This is a genomic window from Mesorhizobium sp. B3-1-8, from assembly GCF_006439495.1.
Lineage (GTDB): Bacteria > Pseudomonadota > Alphaproteobacteria > Rhizobiales > Rhizobiaceae > Mesorhizobium.
Genome location: NZ_VFTK01000001.1, coordinates 340769 through 356161, shown reverse-complemented (window position 1 = coordinate 356161; position 15393 = coordinate 340769). Strand labels below are relative to the sequence as shown.

14 protein-coding genes and 1 pseudogene are annotated in these 15393 nt (G+C 65.5%); 7 read left to right on the top strand and 8 right to left on the bottom strand.

Annotated features, from left to right (window positions below; all coding sequences use genetic code 11):
• Window positions 1-96 precede the first annotated feature (96 nt).
• Window positions 97-459, top strand: coding sequence for a nuclear transport factor 2 family protein (locus tag FJ424_RS01685; RefSeq protein ID WP_140659954.1), 363 nt, complete (start codon window positions 97-99; stop codon window positions 457-459).
• A gap of 197 nt (window positions 460-656) precedes the next feature.
• On the opposite strand, the gene xylB is transcribed toward FJ424_RS01685, so the two are convergent.
• The 3 genes from xylB to FJ424_RS01665 form a co-directional block, all read right to left on the bottom strand.
• Window positions 657-2111 carry a xylulokinase gene (gene xylB, locus FJ424_RS01675; protein WP_140650776.1) on the bottom strand — a complete coding sequence of 485 codons (1455 nt, stop codon included), beginning with the start codon at window positions 2109-2111 and terminating at the stop codon, window positions 657-659.
• A gap of 82 nt (window positions 2112-2193) precedes the next feature.
• Window positions 2194-3513, bottom strand: coding sequence for a tetratricopeptide repeat protein (locus FJ424_RS01670; protein WP_181181949.1), 1320 nt, complete (start codon window positions 3511-3513; stop codon window positions 2194-2196).
• A gap of 108 nt (window positions 3514-3621) precedes the next feature.
• On the bottom strand, window positions 3622-4245 hold the full coding sequence (locus FJ424_RS01665; protein WP_140650772.1) for a LysE family translocator: 624 nt from the start codon (window positions 4243-4245) through the stop codon (window positions 3622-3624).
• Window positions 4246-4577: 332 nt separating this feature from the next.
• Between FJ424_RS01665 and FJ424_RS01660 the strand changes: the two genes are divergently transcribed.
• The 6 genes and pseudogenes from FJ424_RS01660 to FJ424_RS01635 all read left to right on the top strand — a co-directional run bounded on the left by FJ424_RS01660 (window position 4578) and on the right by FJ424_RS01635 (window position 10613).
• Window positions 4578-5246 carry a L,D-transpeptidase gene (locus tag FJ424_RS01660; protein WP_246677114.1) on the top strand — a complete coding sequence of 223 codons (669 nt, stop codon included), beginning with the start codon at window positions 4578-4580 and terminating at the stop codon, window positions 5244-5246.
• Between the two features lie 235 nt (window positions 5247-5481).
• Window positions 5482-6648: a diphosphate--fructose-6-phosphate 1-phosphotransferase gene (locus tag FJ424_RS01655; RefSeq protein ID WP_140650767.1), complete on the top strand. Its 1167-nt coding sequence runs from the start codon at window positions 5482-5484 to the stop codon at window positions 6646-6648.
• 14 nt (window positions 6649-6662) lie between these two features.
• Window positions 6663-7394: an MBL fold metallo-hydrolase gene (locus FJ424_RS01650; protein ID WP_140650811.1), complete on the top strand. Its 732-nt coding sequence runs from the start codon at window positions 6663-6665 to the stop codon at window positions 7392-7394.
• Between the two features lie 186 nt (window positions 7395-7580).
• Complete coding sequence (locus tag FJ424_RS01645) at window positions 7581-9119, top strand: DegQ family serine endoprotease (RefSeq protein ID WP_140650764.1); 1539 nt, start codon at window positions 7581-7583, stop codon at window positions 9117-9119.
• A 113-nt stretch (window positions 9120-9232) separates the two neighbouring features.
• Window positions 9233-9843: pseudogene (locus FJ424_RS01640) on the top strand (molybdopterin-dependent oxidoreductase).
• A gap of 23 nt (window positions 9844-9866) precedes the next feature.
• A complete protein-coding gene (locus FJ424_RS01635) occupies window positions 9867-10613 on the top strand; it encodes a ferredoxin reductase (protein WP_140650761.1) in 747 nt (248 codons plus the stop codon).
• A gap of 13 nt (window positions 10614-10626) precedes the next feature.
• Here FJ424_RS01635 and FJ424_RS01630 read toward each other — a convergent pair whose 3' ends face one another.
• The 5 genes from FJ424_RS01630 to FJ424_RS01610 are packed head-to-tail and all read right to left on the bottom strand — an operon-like array spanning window position 10627 to window position 15372.
• Window positions 10627-12099 (bottom strand): nucleotidyltransferase family protein, encoded by a 1473-nt coding sequence (locus FJ424_RS01630; RefSeq protein WP_140650759.1) that lies wholly within the window; start codon window positions 12097-12099, stop codon window positions 10627-10629.
• On the bottom strand, window positions 12099-12776 hold the full coding sequence (locus tag FJ424_RS01625) for a glycosyltransferase family A protein (protein ID WP_140650756.1): 678 nt from the start codon (window positions 12774-12776) through the stop codon (window positions 12099-12101). The genes FJ424_RS01630 and FJ424_RS01625 overlap by 1 nt, the downstream gene beginning before the upstream one ends.
• The gene (locus FJ424_RS01620) at window positions 12776-13528 is read right to left on the bottom strand and encodes a glycosyltransferase family A protein (protein ID WP_140650753.1); all 753 of its coding nucleotides are present in this window, start codon (window positions 13526-13528) and stop codon (window positions 12776-12778) included. Before FJ424_RS01620 ends, FJ424_RS01625 begins: the two co-directional genes overlap by 1 nt.
• 46 nt (window positions 13529-13574) lie before the next feature.
• Window positions 13575-14327 carry a glycosyltransferase gene (locus tag FJ424_RS01615; protein ID WP_181181946.1) on the bottom strand — a complete coding sequence of 251 codons (753 nt, stop codon included), beginning with the start codon at window positions 14325-14327 and terminating at the stop codon, window positions 13575-13577.
• Window positions 14296-15372 (bottom strand): serine kinase, encoded by a 1077-nt coding sequence (locus FJ424_RS01610; RefSeq protein WP_140650751.1) that lies wholly within the window; start codon window positions 15370-15372, stop codon window positions 14296-14298. The genes FJ424_RS01615 and FJ424_RS01610 overlap by 32 nt, the downstream gene beginning before the upstream one ends.
• Window positions 15373-15393 lie beyond the last annotated feature (21 nt).

Here is a 15393-nt window from a genome sequence, read left to right as displayed (position 1 = left end):
AAATGGTTTCGCCCGATTACCTCGGGCGTAATTGGTTTGGCGTCCGTGGGGCGCGAAAAGCGTCGTGTCGAAACGGTCCAACGAAGGATGATGATCATGACCGACCTCAACACGATCGCCCGCAACTACATCGCCGCCTGGAACGAGAGCGATGCGGCCCGCCGCAAGGCGCTGCTCGACGCGGCCTTCACCAAGGATGTCAGCTATCGCGACCCGGTCATGCGGGGCGACGGCCACGCCGGCGTCGCGGCACTGATCGACGGCGTGCAGCAGCGCTTTGCCGGCTTCCGCTTCTCGCTGAAGGGTGAGCCGGACGGTTTCGCCAACCGCATCCGCTTCTCGTGGAATCTGGGACCCGAAGGCACGGAATCCGTCATCGAGGGAACGGATATCGGCCTCATCGAGGATGGCCGCCTGAAGAGCGTCACCGGGTTTTTGGATAAGGTGCCGGCGCAGTGAGGCTAATTTCGGAGGGACGGTGCGAGGCACCCCCCTCTGGCCTGCCGGCCATCTCCCCCGCAAGGGGCGAGATCGGACGTCACGCGGACCGTCGCTAATCCCCAACGCCGATAGAAAAGAGCCGGCGCCAAAACTGCCAATCTCCCCCCTTGAGGGGGAGATGCCCGGCAGGGCAGAGAGGGGGGCCTCGCGCAAACTCACGCGGTTACAGCCCGGATCGCCGGATAGAGCGCGCGATAGCACTGGTAGGCATCGGCGAAGGCGCCACCCAGGCTTGCGTCCGGCTCGATCGTCGCATCAGTCGCCGGCGCTGTGCACACGGCCAACGGATCAGCACCCGTCGCGGCGATCAACCCCAGCCGTGCCGCGCCGAAGGCGGCGCCGAAATCGCCGTCGGCAGGGATGTCGACCGGCACCTGCAGCGCGGTGGCGATCGCCTTCAGCCAATAGCGCGAGCGCGAGCCGCCGCCGATCGCGGTCACCCGCGTCAGCTCCGTGCCGGCCTGCTTCAGGGCCTCGAGACTGTCGCGGAAAGCGAAGGCGACGCCTTCGAGCACCGCCTGCGTCAGCACGGCCCGGCTCGATTCATGCGCGATACCGGTGAAGGAACCGCGGATGGCGGAATCATTGTGCGGCGTGCGCTCGCCCGAAAGATAGGGCAGAAAGGTGACGCCCGTCGGCGCCTTCAGCGCATCGCCGAGTTCACGCGTCAGGTCGCCGGCGCCCTTTCCGGTGATTTCCGATAGCCAGTTGAGCGAATCGGTGGCCGACAGGATGACGCCCATCTGGTGCCATGTGTTGGGCAGCGCATGGCAGAATGTGTGCACCGCGCTTTCCGGGTTCGGCAAATAGGAGGCATTCGCTGCAAACAGCACGCCCGACGTCCCGAGCGAAACGAAGGCGTGGCCGGCGCCGACAGTGCCCATGCCGCAGGCCGAGGCCGCGTTGTCGCCGGCGCCGCCGGCAACCGGAATACCCGTCGCGACGCCCCATTTTGCGGCCAGTTCGCTGCGCAGCCCGCCGGCCTTCGCGGTGCCTTCGACCAGCGAGGGCATGTGCTTTTCGTCGAGCGACGTCGCCGCCAGCAATTCGGCCGACCAGCTGCGCTTGCCGACATCGAGCCACGAGGTGCCGGCCGAATCCGACATTTCGGATATATGCTCGCCAGTCAGCCAGAGCCGCAGATAATCCTTGGGCAGCAGCACCTTGGCGACGGCGGCGAAGATCTTGGCTTCGTGTTCCTTCACCCAGGCAAGTTTCGGCGCGGTGAAGCCCGGGAAAACGATGTTGCCGGTGAGCTTGCGGAAGCGCGGATCGGCATCGAGCGCGGCCGCCTCGACATGGCTGCGCGTGTCGTTCCACAGGATGCAGGGGCGCAGCACCTTGTCCGATGCATCGAGCAGGGTGGCGCCATGCATCTGGCCGGAAAGGCCGATGCCCTTGACCGCGGCCAGCTCTTTTGGATGCGAAGCCTTGAGTTCGGCAATCGCCGCCTCGCATGCCTCGATCCAATGCGCCGGATCCTGTTCCGACCAGCCCGGATACGGCCGCGAGACATCGAGCGATCCGTGGCCGGAGCCGATGACCTTCTGGCCGCCGTCGATCAGCAGCGCCTTGACGCCCGATGTGCCCAGGTCGAGGCCGAGATACATGATTTCCTCCCAATGCCGTTAATTTTTTCGGATCTCGAAAAAATCTGGCTTGGCCAGTTTTTAGGGCAAGATCCGTCCCGGGTCAATTCTCTGACAAATCGGCGGCGCGCCGCGCGAACAGCGCCGATAGCGGGCTTTCCGGCCGCGCCAACTGGCGCTCTGCGGTCAAGGCCCGCGCGAGCGCCGTGTCGCCGGCGCGCAGAGCGGCCTCGATCAGCGTCAGGTCGATCACGTCGCGCTGCGCATGGCTGCCGCCGAAACGATGCGCGATTGAGCGGATCGGCCGGATCAGGCGCACGGCCTCGTCGTGATTGCCTTCGCCGAAGGCCTTGATCGCAAGCGTCAGCGGATGTCCGACATCGCGCGTGAAGGCGGCGTTGTCGTCGCTGCCGCGCATCGCTTCGCGCTGCGCCTCGAGCAGCGTCTTGGCCGGCGCCTCCAGTCCCGCGCCGACAAAGGCCATCATCGCATGCGCGTCGTTGAAGGCGTAATTGCCGGCGGCGGCTTTCGGGATCCAGTTGGCGGCGAGCGCCGCCCAGCGGTCGCCGACATCGACGCCGCCCAGAGTGAGGCGCCACAGGATCGCCGAGGCATCGACCATGTTGAGCGCCAATGTCGAGGGGTCGCCATAGATCGGCCCGTCATAGAGCTTGAGCACCTCGTCGGTTTCGCCGAGATCGTAATGGAACAGCGCCAGGTGCCACCAATTGTGGATCTGCAGGAAGCTGTCCTTCGACCAGGCGTCGGGATCGGCGCGCATCCAGGCGATGCCGTCTCGTTGTCGGCTTTGCATTTCCATGACATGCGCGACCGCATGCTGCGCCCAGCCATCGCGCGGTTCGATCTCCACAGCCTGCCGGCCGAAGGATTCGGCACGGGCATAATCGCCCATCTCCTCCAGCCCGAAGGCCAGCATGCCGAGAATGGCGTGGTAGCCCGGCATGCCTTTTTGCCAGGCCGGCAGCGCCCGGCCGATGCGGTCGCGCAGCATGCGCGCATTGCCGGTGAAGAAGTCGATCTGATGCCCCACCTGCAGCGCCAGCGCGTCGTGCGGGGTGTCGATCGCGATGTCCTCGAGGATGCGCGCGGCTTCATGCCAGTGGCCATTGGCGAGATGGCCGAGCGCCGCGACATGTGCCTGTTCGCGCGTGGTGCCGGCAAGCGGCTGCGCCGCCGCATGACAGGATTGCACGACGGCCATCGCCTCCCGCTCCGTTGCAAGGCCGAACAGATAGCCTTTGAACACATGCGCCATCACGAAGCTGGGATCGTCGGCGATGGCGCGGTCGATTGTAGCGACCGGGTCGCCGACGAAGCATTGCAGCTCATGCACGGCGCGGGCATAGGACGGGAACCCGGCTTCAGTCGCGCCCGAGTAAGCCAGGCCGAATGCGTCCTCCATCATTACGTCCTCGCTATCGACGATTTTTCGGTCGGGATCCGATCCTAGAGCAACCCGTACCAACCCGCCAACCGCGGAGACGTGATCTGCCTCGCTTTTGCCCCAGGCCTAGCTGCTGGAGCGCATCGCCACCGTGGCGATGCCGGCGCCGACCAGCAGCGTGCCGCCGGTGCGATTGAAGATGCGGATCGCCTTCGGGTTGCGCACGATCGCGCGGGCCCTGGATGCAACCAGCGCGTAGCCGAAGGCGTTGGCGAAAGCCAAGGTCAGGAAGGTCGTCTCGAAGATCAGCATCTGCGTCCAGAAGTCGGCGTGCCGGTCGAGGAACTGCGGCAGGAAGGCGACGAAGAAGGTGATGCTCTTCGGGTTGAGCGCCGTCACCAGCCAGGCATGCGCCATCATCCTTGCCGCCGAGACCGCGTCGGTGCGCGGCTCGGCCTTCAGCGCGCCGCCGGCGCGGAACAGTTTTATGCCGAGATAGATGAGATAGCCGGCGCCGATCACCTTGAGCACGGTGAACACCGTGGCCGAAGCCGCGAGCAGCGCGCCGATGCCGAGCATCGACAGCGTCATGGCGGTGAAGTCGCCCAGCGCCACGCCCACCGCCATCGGCAGCGCGGTGCGCCAGCCTTGCCCCAGTGCGTAGGAGACGACCAGCAGGATCGTCGGGCCTGGAATGACGAGAAGGATGGACGAGGCGGCGGCGAAGGTGGCCCAGTTTTCGAAGGACATTTCCCTGCTCCTTGAGCGCAAAGAAAAGGATAAATCCTGGGGTGGGCGGGAATGTAAAGAGGCCGTTGGAAAAATCTTCGGCGCCCGTGCCGCAGGCCCATCAGTCGCCGCAACGATCCGTTAGGGTTAAGCCCGGCTTCTGGTCTTTCACCTTTTTTCAACCATGAGTGGCGAAAATGCCTGCGATCCGGCCGGACCGTGCTTCCCGCCGGCAGCGTAGGGTTTGGTGCATGCGCGAGTTGCCGCAAAGTCTGACGCCGCCTTCCAACGGCGCCGCAATCGATACCGAAATTCAGCTTTCCCGCCGCGCCGTGCTTTCCGGCGCCGGCGCCATGGCGCTGCTCGGCCTGGCCGGCTGCAGCACCACCGACACGCTCGACCTGCCGCAAATGCAGCTCGACAACACCGTCACCGGTTCCGTGCCGCCCATGCGCCCGGCGATCAGCGTCGACAAGAACATCACCGGCCCCGACGTCATGTACGCCTCGTTCACCGATGGCGGTTTCCAGGTGCCGGAGGTGCCGTGGCGGAAGGTCAAGCCGCAGTTCCGCCGCCAGATCGTCGTCGACAAGACCGGCGAGGCGCCCGGCACCATCGTCGTCCACCTTGAGGAGCGCATGCTCTATCTCGTCCAGCCGGGCGGCGATGCCATCCGCTACGGCGTCGGCATCGGCAAGGATGGCTTCCGCTGGTCGGGCCGCGCCAACATCCAGTACGGCCGCGAATGGCCGGTGTGGACGCCGCCGCCGGAGATGATCCAGCGCAAGCCGGAATTGGTGAAATGGCAGGGCGGCCAACCCGGCGGCCTCACCAACCCGCTCGGCGCCCGCGCGCTCTACATCTACCAGAACGGCAAGGACACCGGCTACCGCATCCACGGTTCGCCCGAATGGTGGAGCATCGGCCAGGCGATGTCGTCGGGCTGCGTGCGCCTGATCAACCAGGACATCATCGATCTCTACAGCCGCGTTTCCAAGAAGAACCCGGTCGTCGTGGTCTGATCTTTTTCGGGCAGCCTGTGCGGCCGCCACTTTCAGGATCATGCTTCCGTTTCTTCCGTTGCGCGATGCCGCAAGACAGGCGAAGGTGCCCTGAAAGCCTTCGTCTAGAGCCGGATGATTTCAGGTCTGTTCGACCTGAAATCTGAATCCGTCTCCAAATCAAAGAATTAGAGCATGATGTCGTCCGAAAACCGCTTCACACTTTTCGGCATCATGCTCTAGGGAGTGAAAAAGCATGGCTGAAACCTTCGTCATCGCGCAGGGCGGTGGCCCGACCGCCGTCATCAACCAGACCGTCGTCGCCGCCACGCTGGAAATCCGCAAGCGTCATCCCGGCGCCAAGGTGCTGGGCTCGATCCACGGCGTGCGCGGCATTCGCGACGGCAATTATGTCGACCTCTCCGCCATTCCTGAGGACCGGCTGCGGCTGATCGCCGGCACGCCGAGCGCCGCCCTTGGCTCGACCCGCGACAAGCCCGACGCCGCCTATTGCGAGGTCATCCTCAACGGCTTGAAGAAGGCCGGCGCCGACGCCTTCATCTATATCGGCGGCAACGACACGTCGGGCACCCAGCAGATCCTGACCGATGCCGCCGGCGGCTCGATCGCCTTCGTGCACGCGCCGAAAACCATCGACAACGACCTCGAGGAGAATGACCATACGCCGGGCTTCATCTCGGCCGCCGAATTCGTCGCCGGCGCGTTCCTGTCGGTCGATCTCGATTTCCGCGCCCTGCCCGGCATCTATGTCGGCATCGTCATGGGCCGGCATGCCGGCTTCCTCACCGCTGCCGCGGCCGCCTGGCAACTCGATCCCGACAGCGGCCCGCATTTGATCTACGTTCCGGAGCGCGCCTTCTCGGCAAAGCGCTTCATCGATGAAGTGCGCGAGAAGCTGGATCGCCACAAGCGCTGCATCGTCGCCGTCTCGGAAGGCGTCAGCACCGCCGACGGCAAGGCGCTGGTCGAAAGCCTGGTGCCGGCGGACAAGCTCGAGCGCGACCAGCACGGCAACGTCAAACTGTCGGGCAGCGACCTGCCGGCGGCGCTCGAACGCGCTCTGGCCGAAGGCCTGCCGGGCAAGCGCGCGCGAGTCGATGCGCTGGGCTACATGCCGCGCGGCTATATCGGCGCGATCAGCGCCGTCGACGCCAAGGAAGCCTTCGACGCCGGCGCCTTCGCGGTTGCCGTCGCCGGGGAAGGCGGCGGCTCGGTCGCGATCCAGTATGACGGGTCGAAGAGCGTGCTGAAGAAGGTGCCGCTGAAGGCGGTGGCCGGCAAGACGCGCCATATGCCCGACGATTTCATGCAGCCGGACGTCAACCAGCTTTCGGAAGCCGGCATGGCCTACCTGAAGCGGCTGGTGCCGGAAAAATACAAGGTCGGGAAGCCGTTCGTCTGATGGGCGAGCTTGAGATGGGCGACTGGTTCGGCACGGCGAAAGTCGATGCCGGCACGACGATGCTGACCGAGCCCTTCGTGCATGATTTCGTGCGCGCCAATATGTGGCATTTGAAGGGTCGCGACGCGGACCTGCTGGTCGACACCGGCATGGGTATTTGCCGCCTGGCGGCCGAGATCGACACGCCGGCCGGCAAGCCGCTCATCGTCGTCGCCACCCACATCCATCTCGACCATGTCGGCTCGCTGCATGAGTTCCCGCTGCGCATGGGGCCGAAGATGAGCGCTGCGCAATTCGAAAACATGGATGATGCCGTCACCTACGCTTATATGTTTCACAATCTCGACGGCGCCGTCTCGAAGCTGCCGGCTCAGGGTTGGACGGCGGCTGACTATCGCATTCCTCCCGCCCCGCTGAGCCGCGCGCTCGACGAGGGCGACATCGTCGATCTCGGCGACCGGAAATTCCGCGTGCTGCATCTGCCCGGACATTCGCCGGACTCGATCGCGCTTTTCGACGAGACCGACGGCCTCTTCTTCTCCGGCGACGCCATCTATGACGGCATGCTGATCGACGATCTGCCGGATTCGGACCGCACGGCCTATTGCCGCACCATGCAGCGCCTGCTCGACCTGCCGATCCGCATCGGCCATGGCGGCCACGGACCGAGCTTCGATGCCGCCCGGATGCGCGAAATGGCCTCGTCCTACCTGCGCCGCCGGGAGCGGTTCGTAAGCGCCCTCTGAATTAAATCTTCGTAAGGTCGCCTCAAAACCCTAATTATGGCAACTAGGCGTCCTAGATGCGTGTCTGTCGAGACGGCCGGCTGCCATGCACGGCGAGACAGGCAAATTCGGTCATCGGCACGTCGACGGACGATCCCGTGGGAGCGCCCGCGACGCCGGATCAACGCTCGCCCGGACAGAACGACCATGTCACCCTCAAGCATTCTTCGCAGACATCGCGTCGCCGCCCTGTTGGGCGCCGCGCTCATCATTTCGCCCGTCATCGTCTCCTTCGCCCAGAGCAATGCCGGCCTCAGCACCGTGGCCGCGACCACGCAGACGCCCGTCGCCGGCATCACGGCTCCGAACGGCTCCTTCGCGCCGATCATCGCCGTCACCAAGCCGGCCGTTGTCACCATCACTTCGGTGATGAAGGCGCAGCCACAGGACGAGGGCTCGCCGCTCGGCGGCAATGCGCCTTTCGACCAGTTCTTCCAGCAGTTCTTCGGTGACCAGGGCATGCCGATGCCGAAGGCGCCGCCGCAGCAGCAGGGGCAGCGCGCCGAGGCGCTTGGCTCCGGCTTCATCGTCGGCGCGGACGGCACCATCGTCACCAACAATCACGTCATCGACGGCGCAAGCTCGATCAAGGTGACGCTCGACGACGGTACCGAGCTTCCCGCCAAGCTCGTCGGTCACGACGCCAAGAACGATCTGGCGGTGCTCAAGATCAAGGCCGACAAGCCTCTGCCGACCGTCAAATGGGGCGATTCCGACAAGCTGATGACCGGCGACCAGGTTTTGGCGATCGGCAACCCGTTCGGCATCGGCACCACGGTTACCGCCGGCATCGTTTCGGCGCGCGGCCGCGACCTGCATAGCGGACCGTTCGACGACTTCATCCAGATCGACGCGCCGATCAATCACGGCAATTCCGGCGGCCCGCTGGTCGACGTCAACGGCAATGTCATCGGCATCAACACCGCCATCTATTCGCCCAATGGCGGCAGTGTCGGGGTCGGCTTTGCCATCCCGTCCGACCAAGCTGAGAAGGTCGTCGCCAAGCTGATGAAGGGCGGTGACATCGAGTATGGCTATCTCGGCGTGCAGATCCAGCCGGTCACTCAAGATGTCGCCAGCGCCATCGGCCTCGATCATCCGGGCGGCGCGCTGGTTTCCCAGGTCACCGACGGGTCGCCGGCTGCCAAGGCGGGCATCGAGACCGGCGACGTCATCACCGGCTTCGGCGGCCAGGAGATCAAGGATCCCAAGGATCTGTCGCGCGCCGTCGCCGACGTGTCGCCGGGCGCCAAGGAAACGCTCGATGTCTGGCGCAAGGGCAAGGCGATGCAGATTTCCGCCGATGTCGGCCGCAACGCTGACGATCAGAAGACGGCGTCGAACGGCAACCAAGGCCGCAGCCCGTCGGCCGAACAGGGCTTGCGCGTTCCCTCGCTTGGCCTCGGCCTGACCGACCTCACGCCCGATATTCGCGACCAGCTCAACCTTGCCGGCAACCAGCGCGGCGCGGTGGTCGAGCGGGTCAATCCGGACAAGGCGGCTTCGGTCGCCGGCATCCAGCCCGGCGATGTCATCGTCGGCGTCGACCAGATGCCGGTGAAGACCGCCAGGCAGGCCAACCAGGCGATCGCCGAGGCAGGCAAGTCCGGCAAGAGGTCGGTGCTTTTGCTGATCGATCGCGGCGACGCGCAGATCTTCGTGGCCGTGCCCTTCGCCGCCGGCTGACGAACGCATGGCGGCCTGCCGGAAACCGGCAGGTCGCCGAGATTCCTGTTGCCCATGGCGATATCTTCGAGAACACTGCGCCGATCGGTTCTGCCGGCGCAGGAGATGTCTCTATGGTGACCCGTGGTTTCTTTTCCGGACGGCGTCCTCCTTCCGACACCGACGCGCGCATTCCGCCCGGCCAGTTCTGGAGCAGGGTTTCCCGGTTCTGTCGGCCGGGCCGACGCCGCGGGTGCGCTCCGAGGACTGGTCCTTCACCCTCAAGCAGGGGCCACGGCCGATCAAGAAATGGAACTGGGCCGAATTCAACGCACTGCCGCAGAGCAAGATGACGCGCGACATCCATTGCGTGACGGCATGGACCAAGTTCAACACGCCGTGGCAAGGCGTGATGATCGACGACATCCTTGCCGACGCCGGCATCGAGCCGCCGACCGCCTATACGCTGGCGCTGTCCTTCGACGGCTATTCCACCAATGTCCCGACCAAGGACCTTGTCACCGGCAAGGCGATGGTGGCGCTGCTCTATGAGGGCAAGCCGATCACATCAGATCATGGCGGGCCGGCGCGGCTCCTGGTGCCGCATCTCTATTTCTGGAAATCGGCCAAATGGGTGAACGGGCTGCAGTTCACCGAACGCGACGAGCCGGGCTTCTGGGAGCTGCGCGGCTATCACATGTATGGCGATCCCTGGCGCGAGCAGCGCTATTCCAGTGACCCGTGAGGGCGATCTGTGAGCAGCAATCGATGACCGCCGAGCCGTCGCCGCAATCGCCCTGGCAGGCAGCCATGATCGCCCGCATCGAAAAGCGCACGCCGCGCGTCACCAGCTTCTGGTTCCAGCCGTCGCGGCCCTTCGCCCATCTTGCAGGGCAGCATGTCGACATCAGGCTGACGGCGCCGGACGGCTATCAGGCGCGCCGCTCCTATTCCATCGCTTCGGCGCCGGAAGCAGGTGACGGCATCGAGCTCGCGATCGAACGGCTCGACGACGGCGAGGTCTCGCCCTTCTTCCACGACGTGGCGGCGGTCGGCGACGAGATCGAGCTGCGCGGGCCGCTGGGCGGCCATTTCATCTGGGAGGAGAGCGACGGCGGGCCGATCCTTCTGGTCGGCGGCGGCTCGGGCGTCGTGCCGCTGATGGCGATGCTGCGCCATCGCACGCTGCGCAACAATGCGGTGCCCGTCGCGCTGGTGTTCTCGGCGCGGGTCTGGGACGAGGTGATTTTCCGTGACGAGCTGGTCGGCCTCGACGATCGTCGCGACGGATTCGATCTGGTGCTCACGCTGACCCGCGAGCCGGCCAGGCGGCCCTCCGACTATTCCCGGCGTGTCGACGCCCGCATGATGGCTCAGGCCATCGAGCGTCTGCCGAAGACGCCGAGGCTCGCCTATGTCTGCGGCTCGAATGCATTCGTATCGGCCGCCGCCGACGCGCTGATCGGCGCCGGCGTTCCGGCGGGGTTGATCCGCACCGAGCGTTATGGCGTCTGAGGCGAGCCTCGTCTCAGCCGGGTCGGGAGAATGTTGCCGAAACGAGCTGGAAAGGCAGCGCGCCATAGGTGGCGACGGCCTGCTCGTTGTCCCAGACGCGAAACTGTCGTGACGGCCGCGCCTCCAGCACCAGGGTCCGTCCCGTCCGGTCAAGCTTCACCTTGCCGCGAAAGCGCAGCATCCGCTCGCCGCCGGAACGGCTGATCGCCATCGAGCGCAGCCGGGCCACGTGCCGGTCGCCCGCATTGATCTCCATTTCGATGCGTCGCCTGACCGGCGGAACGACGATGCGCACGACGAGAACGAGCATCATCTCGCCGGCTTCGCCCCGCGGTTCATCCAGGGTTTGCGAGAGCACAAATGCAGCAGGCCGGCCGGCTGCCTTCGCCGCCATGGATTTGCCGCGCCACACGATGTCCGGCTCGGTCTGCTTCAGCCGGCCTTTCTTGCGCCGCAGGCGCAGCTGCTTTGCAAACCCCCGCGACAGCCAGGTCAGCGCGCCGAAATCGGTGCGCGGCTTGGCCTGCAGGACGGACGACAGGCGCGCCGCGCCGCGCCGGTCGGCCATGCCCACCACCTGCGCCAGGACGGCTTCCGGCACCGCGATGCCGATCTCCAGCGCGAGGTAGGAAAGCGCGACCGCCGCGGCGACGGCGAGACCGCGCCTGGCGATGACGTCTAGGAATAGCGCCCAGTCGACATCGCCGCCTTCGATGGCCACGGTGCAGTCGACCAGCCAGTCGCTATGCGTATGCGCGTCGAGGCCGCCATGCGCGATGGCGAGCGCGATGCGGTCGGCGGGCGAAGGGACGACCACGCTGACGTCGCTGAACCTGGCGGCAATCGCGCGGCGCCAGATCGCGAGGTCGTCCTCGGCGTTCTGCTGCGAGCCGTCATAGGCGAGCTGATGCAGGTCGATGTCGCCATAATTGCCCTTGAAGAAATTCATCGAGCGCAGCGATGCCAGCCTTGTGCGCAGATATTGCGGGGAAACGCCGGTGGCGATCTGCCAGCCGCGGTCGCGCAGCACATCGAAAGCCGGCTGCATATCGTCCGGCCGCACCAGTATGTCGATGTCATGCGCCACGCGCCCGCGCTGCGCGGCGGCGTCGAGCGCAACGCGGCTGGCGCCCTTGATCAGCATAACCGTGCAGCCGGCATCGACCATCGCCTTCAACGCCGGCTCCGCCTCGCGCATGGCCATGCGCGACTTGGTCCAAAGCATCTTCTGCAGGCCGACGAGGCGCGGATAGGCGGCGTGGCCGGCAAGCTTGCGTCCGAACCTGTCGGAAATCGCGGCAAGCAGCCGGTGTTCCCGGAAGGAGACGTGATCGATGTCGTTCTCGTCCAGCCACCTTTCGGCGCAAAGGCGCGCCGCCTCTTCGTCGGGCAGAAGCACTGCCTTCAGCAATTGGTCGAGCGAGCCGGTCGGCCAGGACCAGCCATAGTCTGGAAAACGCTTGCCGATGCGACGGATCTTCGCCATCAGCTGGAGCTGGCCTTGCTTTGCGCCCGTCGCAGCATGGCCAGCCGTGCCACTTCCAGGTAGCCGCGGTCGCGTGCCGTATCGCGCCCGTAGGACAGGCTTCCCGGCCTGATGCGTCGCAGCGCCAGGATGTCAGACATCATGTCGAGGACAAACCCGCTTTCCCGCGCCCGGGCGATCCAGTCGATCATCTCGCCACGGCCGCCCGGCGGGTCGATCATCGGTCCGACGCTCTCCGCGGCCGCTCGGCGCATCAGCATCGTCGAGCGCGACCAGCCGGGCGTTGCGGCCGGGGCCATCGCATCGGGCTCTCCGTCGCGAAAACTGCGTATATGGGTGAAGACCCCCGATGTCCCGGGAAGCCGTTCGAGATGGGCAAGCTGCGCCGCGATCTTTCCGGGCAGCCAAAGGTCGTCGGCGTCGAGCGTGGCGATGAAGGGCGTCGACAGCGCGGCGATGCCGCGGGTGGTCGCGCTGCCCGGCCCGGCATTGTCCTGCCGCAAAAGCTTGAGCGGCAGGTCGATGCCGCCGACAGCAGTGGCAATATCATCGGTCGAGCCGTCGTCGACCACCACGACCAGCTCGGGCCGCGCCGTCTGCGCCGCCACTGATCGCAGCGTCTCGACGATCGTGGCGCTGGCGTTGTAGGCAGGAATGACGACGCCGTATCCGCTCATCACATGAACCGCCAGTCCGCGAGTTTCTTCAGTTCGAAAATGCCTTCGATCGGCTTGAGCGACGGGTTGGCCCTGCGGCGCTTCATCGATTTGTAGATCGCGCGCATGAACTCGCGCGACTGGACGTCTTCCTGCCTCGTCATGTTGCCGGCGTGCCGCCGGTAATAAAGCGCCAGCGTGTCCGGGAGCAGGTATCGGGGGCCGACCTCGAAGCTGCGCAGCAGAAAGTCCGTATCTTCGGCCTGGACGAAGTCCTCGTCGAAACCGCCGAGCCGGTCGACCAAACGGCGCGAGAAGATCGCGGCCGACAGATGGATGCCGCGAATGGTGATGCTGTTGCAGTCTTGTGCCGGCTCCAGCATCTGGTCATCGATCCTGTCGACCAGCATCATCCTGGAATAGGTAAGATCGAGAGCGGGATCCTTCCGGAAAAGCTCTATGTCGGCGGCGAAGCGCCCGGCTGGCGAGATGTCGTCGGAATCCAGAAAGGACACCAGCTCCGCCTCCGGCTCGAGCTGTCTCAGTCCGCTGTTGCGCGCCCGGGTCACGCCCATGTTCTCCTGCTGAAACAGCCGGATGCAGGATGCTTCGTCCATCATCGCGCGCACGGCTTGAGCCGAACCGTCGGTCGAGCCGTCGTCGATCACGACGATGTCGAGATCGACGGCGTCGCGCTGTCTTAGCAGCGAGCGGAGCGCTGCGCCGACGTAAGTCTCGCGGTTGTGAACCGGCATGATCACGGAGAGCTTCATCCGTGATCCCCGAACTGTCTTGTGTGGTCCAGCCCCCCGGCGTCCATCACATACCCTGCCAGCTGGGTGGGCTCTTATACTCGAAAATGCCCGGAGCCTCGCGCAGCGACGGATCCGCCCTGCGCCGCCGCATCGCTTTGTGGATCGCCCGCAGATGGTCGCGGAGCCTGCCGTCATTTTGCCGTGTCGCGTTTCCTGCATGACGCCGGTAGTAGATCGCGACGTTGTCCAGCAGCTCGTAACGGGGACCCGTTTCGAAGACGCGCAGCAGATAGTCTGTGTCCTCTGACAACTCGAACTCCTCGTCGAACCAGCCGATACGATCGACAAGCGCCCGGCCGAACAGGGCGGTGCATAGCGAGAGCCCGCGAAGCGTCAAGATACGGCCGTTCGCGGCCGGCTCCAACGTCTCGTCGTCGATCCGGTCGACCAGCGTCATCAGCGAGTAGGTCAGATCGAGGCCGGGATGCGTTTCGAAATGAGCGAGGTCGGCCTCGAACCGGCCGGGAAGGGAAATGTCGTCGGAATCAAGGAAGGACACGAAGCCGGCGTCCGCCGGCAATTGCCGCAGACCGGCATTGCGGGCTCGGGCGACACCCATATGAGCGTGTTGGAACAGGCGTATGCAGGCGTTCTCGTCCATCATCGCGCGAACCGCCTCGGCCGAACCGTCCGTCGAGCCGTCGTCGATCACGATGATGTCGAGGTCGACGGCGTCGCGCTGCCGCAGCAGCGAGCGCAGGGCCGGGACGACGAAGCGCTCGCGGTTATAGACCGGCATGATCACGCTCAGCTTCATCGGGCGCCCGCGCAAGGAAATCCGCAATCGTGCCGGCGATCTCCTCCGGATGCGTCCCGAGGTAAAGCCGGTAGCATGGCAGCAAGCGTGTGAGATCGCTGAAGAAGCGAAACCCGCTTTCCCGCTCGCCAGGCATCTGGGCAATGCCGGAGGGCGCCAGCGCGATGAGCGCATCCTTGCGCGAAATCGGTGCGATCGAACTCGTCTTTCCGCCACTGACATGTGGCACCATCAACGCAGAAATGTCCAGACTCGCGCGTACTGGCCGAGGCGCGATCTCGTTAATGTGAAAGGCATGCTTGCCTTGCCAGTTGAGCGGTCGGTCGGTTCCCAGCCGCCTTCCCAGCCCGAGTCGGGCGAAACCCTGCGGATCCTGTTTCAGGATCGAAAACAGCGGTCGCGCGGTCACGCCGCCGGAAAGGTCGATCAGCACATAGTCGTCGCCGACGCTGTCCAGCCCGTTGAGCAGTCCCGCAACGACGGTTCCGGATTTTCCCGCGCCCCCGGCGCCGGCCAGCAGCACGCCCTTGCCATCAAGGCCCAGCGTGCCGGCATGGGCAAGGCGCATGCCGCCTGCGGCGTACTCCCAATGCAGGAAGGCGCGCAGCGGCGCCCCTTGCTCCCAGGGCGGAAACGCGTCGGGGGACCGCATCAGCTGGACGCCGATCCGTCGGTCGGGGTCGTAGACCTGCCAGAAATCCAGATCGTGGTAATGATGGCCGCGCAACCCCGTCTCGGCGAGTTTCTGGGCAAAGCCGTGTTCGGTGAAATGCGCATCGTCCCAGCGTGCCGGCACCGGCATGCCGCCGACGCCTGGATGGCCGATGAAGACATGGCATTGACGGGAGTCCCGCGGATCGCCGCCGGCTTCGATGAAAGCCTGGCCAAGGGCATCCGCGAGCGCGCCGGGCTCAAGATGCGCGATCAATTCCAGCCCTGGCAGGCGGACAGTCCGCTGGACCGGGAATTGCCCGGCCGCGCTCTCGGCGGCGGCAAGGAGGAAGCGGGCGTAGTCCGGCAGGGTCTCGAGCGTGACGCGTGGCATGGTCTGTTCCAGCCTGACCTC

Coding starts and splice junctions, on each gene's coding strand:
- FJ424_RS01685 (WP_140659954.1), top strand. CDS start 97: ATGACCGACCTCAACACGATCGCCCGCAACTACATCGCCGCCTGGAAC.
- xylB (WP_140650776.1), bottom strand. CDS start 2,111: ATGTATCTCGGCCTCGACCTGGGCACATCGGGCGTCAAGGCGCTGCTG.
- FJ424_RS01670 (WP_181181949.1), bottom strand. CDS start 3,513: ATGGAGGACGCATTCGGCCTGGCTTACTCGGGCGCGACTGAAGCCGGG.
- FJ424_RS01665 (WP_140650772.1), bottom strand. CDS start 4,245: ATGTCCTTCGAAAACTGGGCCACCTTCGCCGCCGCCTCGTCCATCCTT.
- FJ424_RS01660 (WP_246677114.1), top strand. CDS start 4,578: ATGGCGCTGCTCGGCCTGGCCGGCTGCAGCACCACCGACACGCTCGAC.
- FJ424_RS01655 (WP_140650767.1), top strand. CDS start 5,482: ATGGCTGAAACCTTCGTCATCGCGCAGGGCGGTGGCCCGACCGCCGTC.
- FJ424_RS01650 (WP_140650811.1), top strand. CDS start 6,663: ATGGGCGACTGGTTCGGCACGGCGAAAGTCGATGCCGGCACGACGATG.
- FJ424_RS01645 (WP_140650764.1), top strand. CDS start 7,581: ATGTCACCCTCAAGCATTCTTCGCAGACATCGCGTCGCCGCCCTGTTG.
- FJ424_RS01635 (WP_140650761.1), top strand. CDS start 9,867: ATGACCGCCGAGCCGTCGCCGCAATCGCCCTGGCAGGCAGCCATGATC.
- FJ424_RS01630 (WP_140650759.1), bottom strand. CDS start 12,099: ATGGCGAAGATCCGTCGCATCGGCAAGCGTTTTCCAGACTATGGCTGG.
- FJ424_RS01625 (WP_140650756.1), bottom strand. CDS start 12,776: ATGAGCGGATACGGCGTCGTCATTCCTGCCTACAACGCCAGCGCCACG.
- FJ424_RS01620 (WP_140650753.1), bottom strand. CDS start 13,528: ATGAAGCTCTCCGTGATCATGCCGGTTCACAACCGCGAGACTTACGTC.
- FJ424_RS01615 (WP_181181946.1), bottom strand. CDS start 14,327: ATGAAGCTGAGCGTGATCATGCCGGTCTATAACCGCGAGCGCTTCGTC.
- FJ424_RS01610 (WP_140650751.1), bottom strand. CDS start 15,372: ATGCCACGCGTCACGCTCGAGACCCTGCCGGACTACGCCCGCTTCCTC.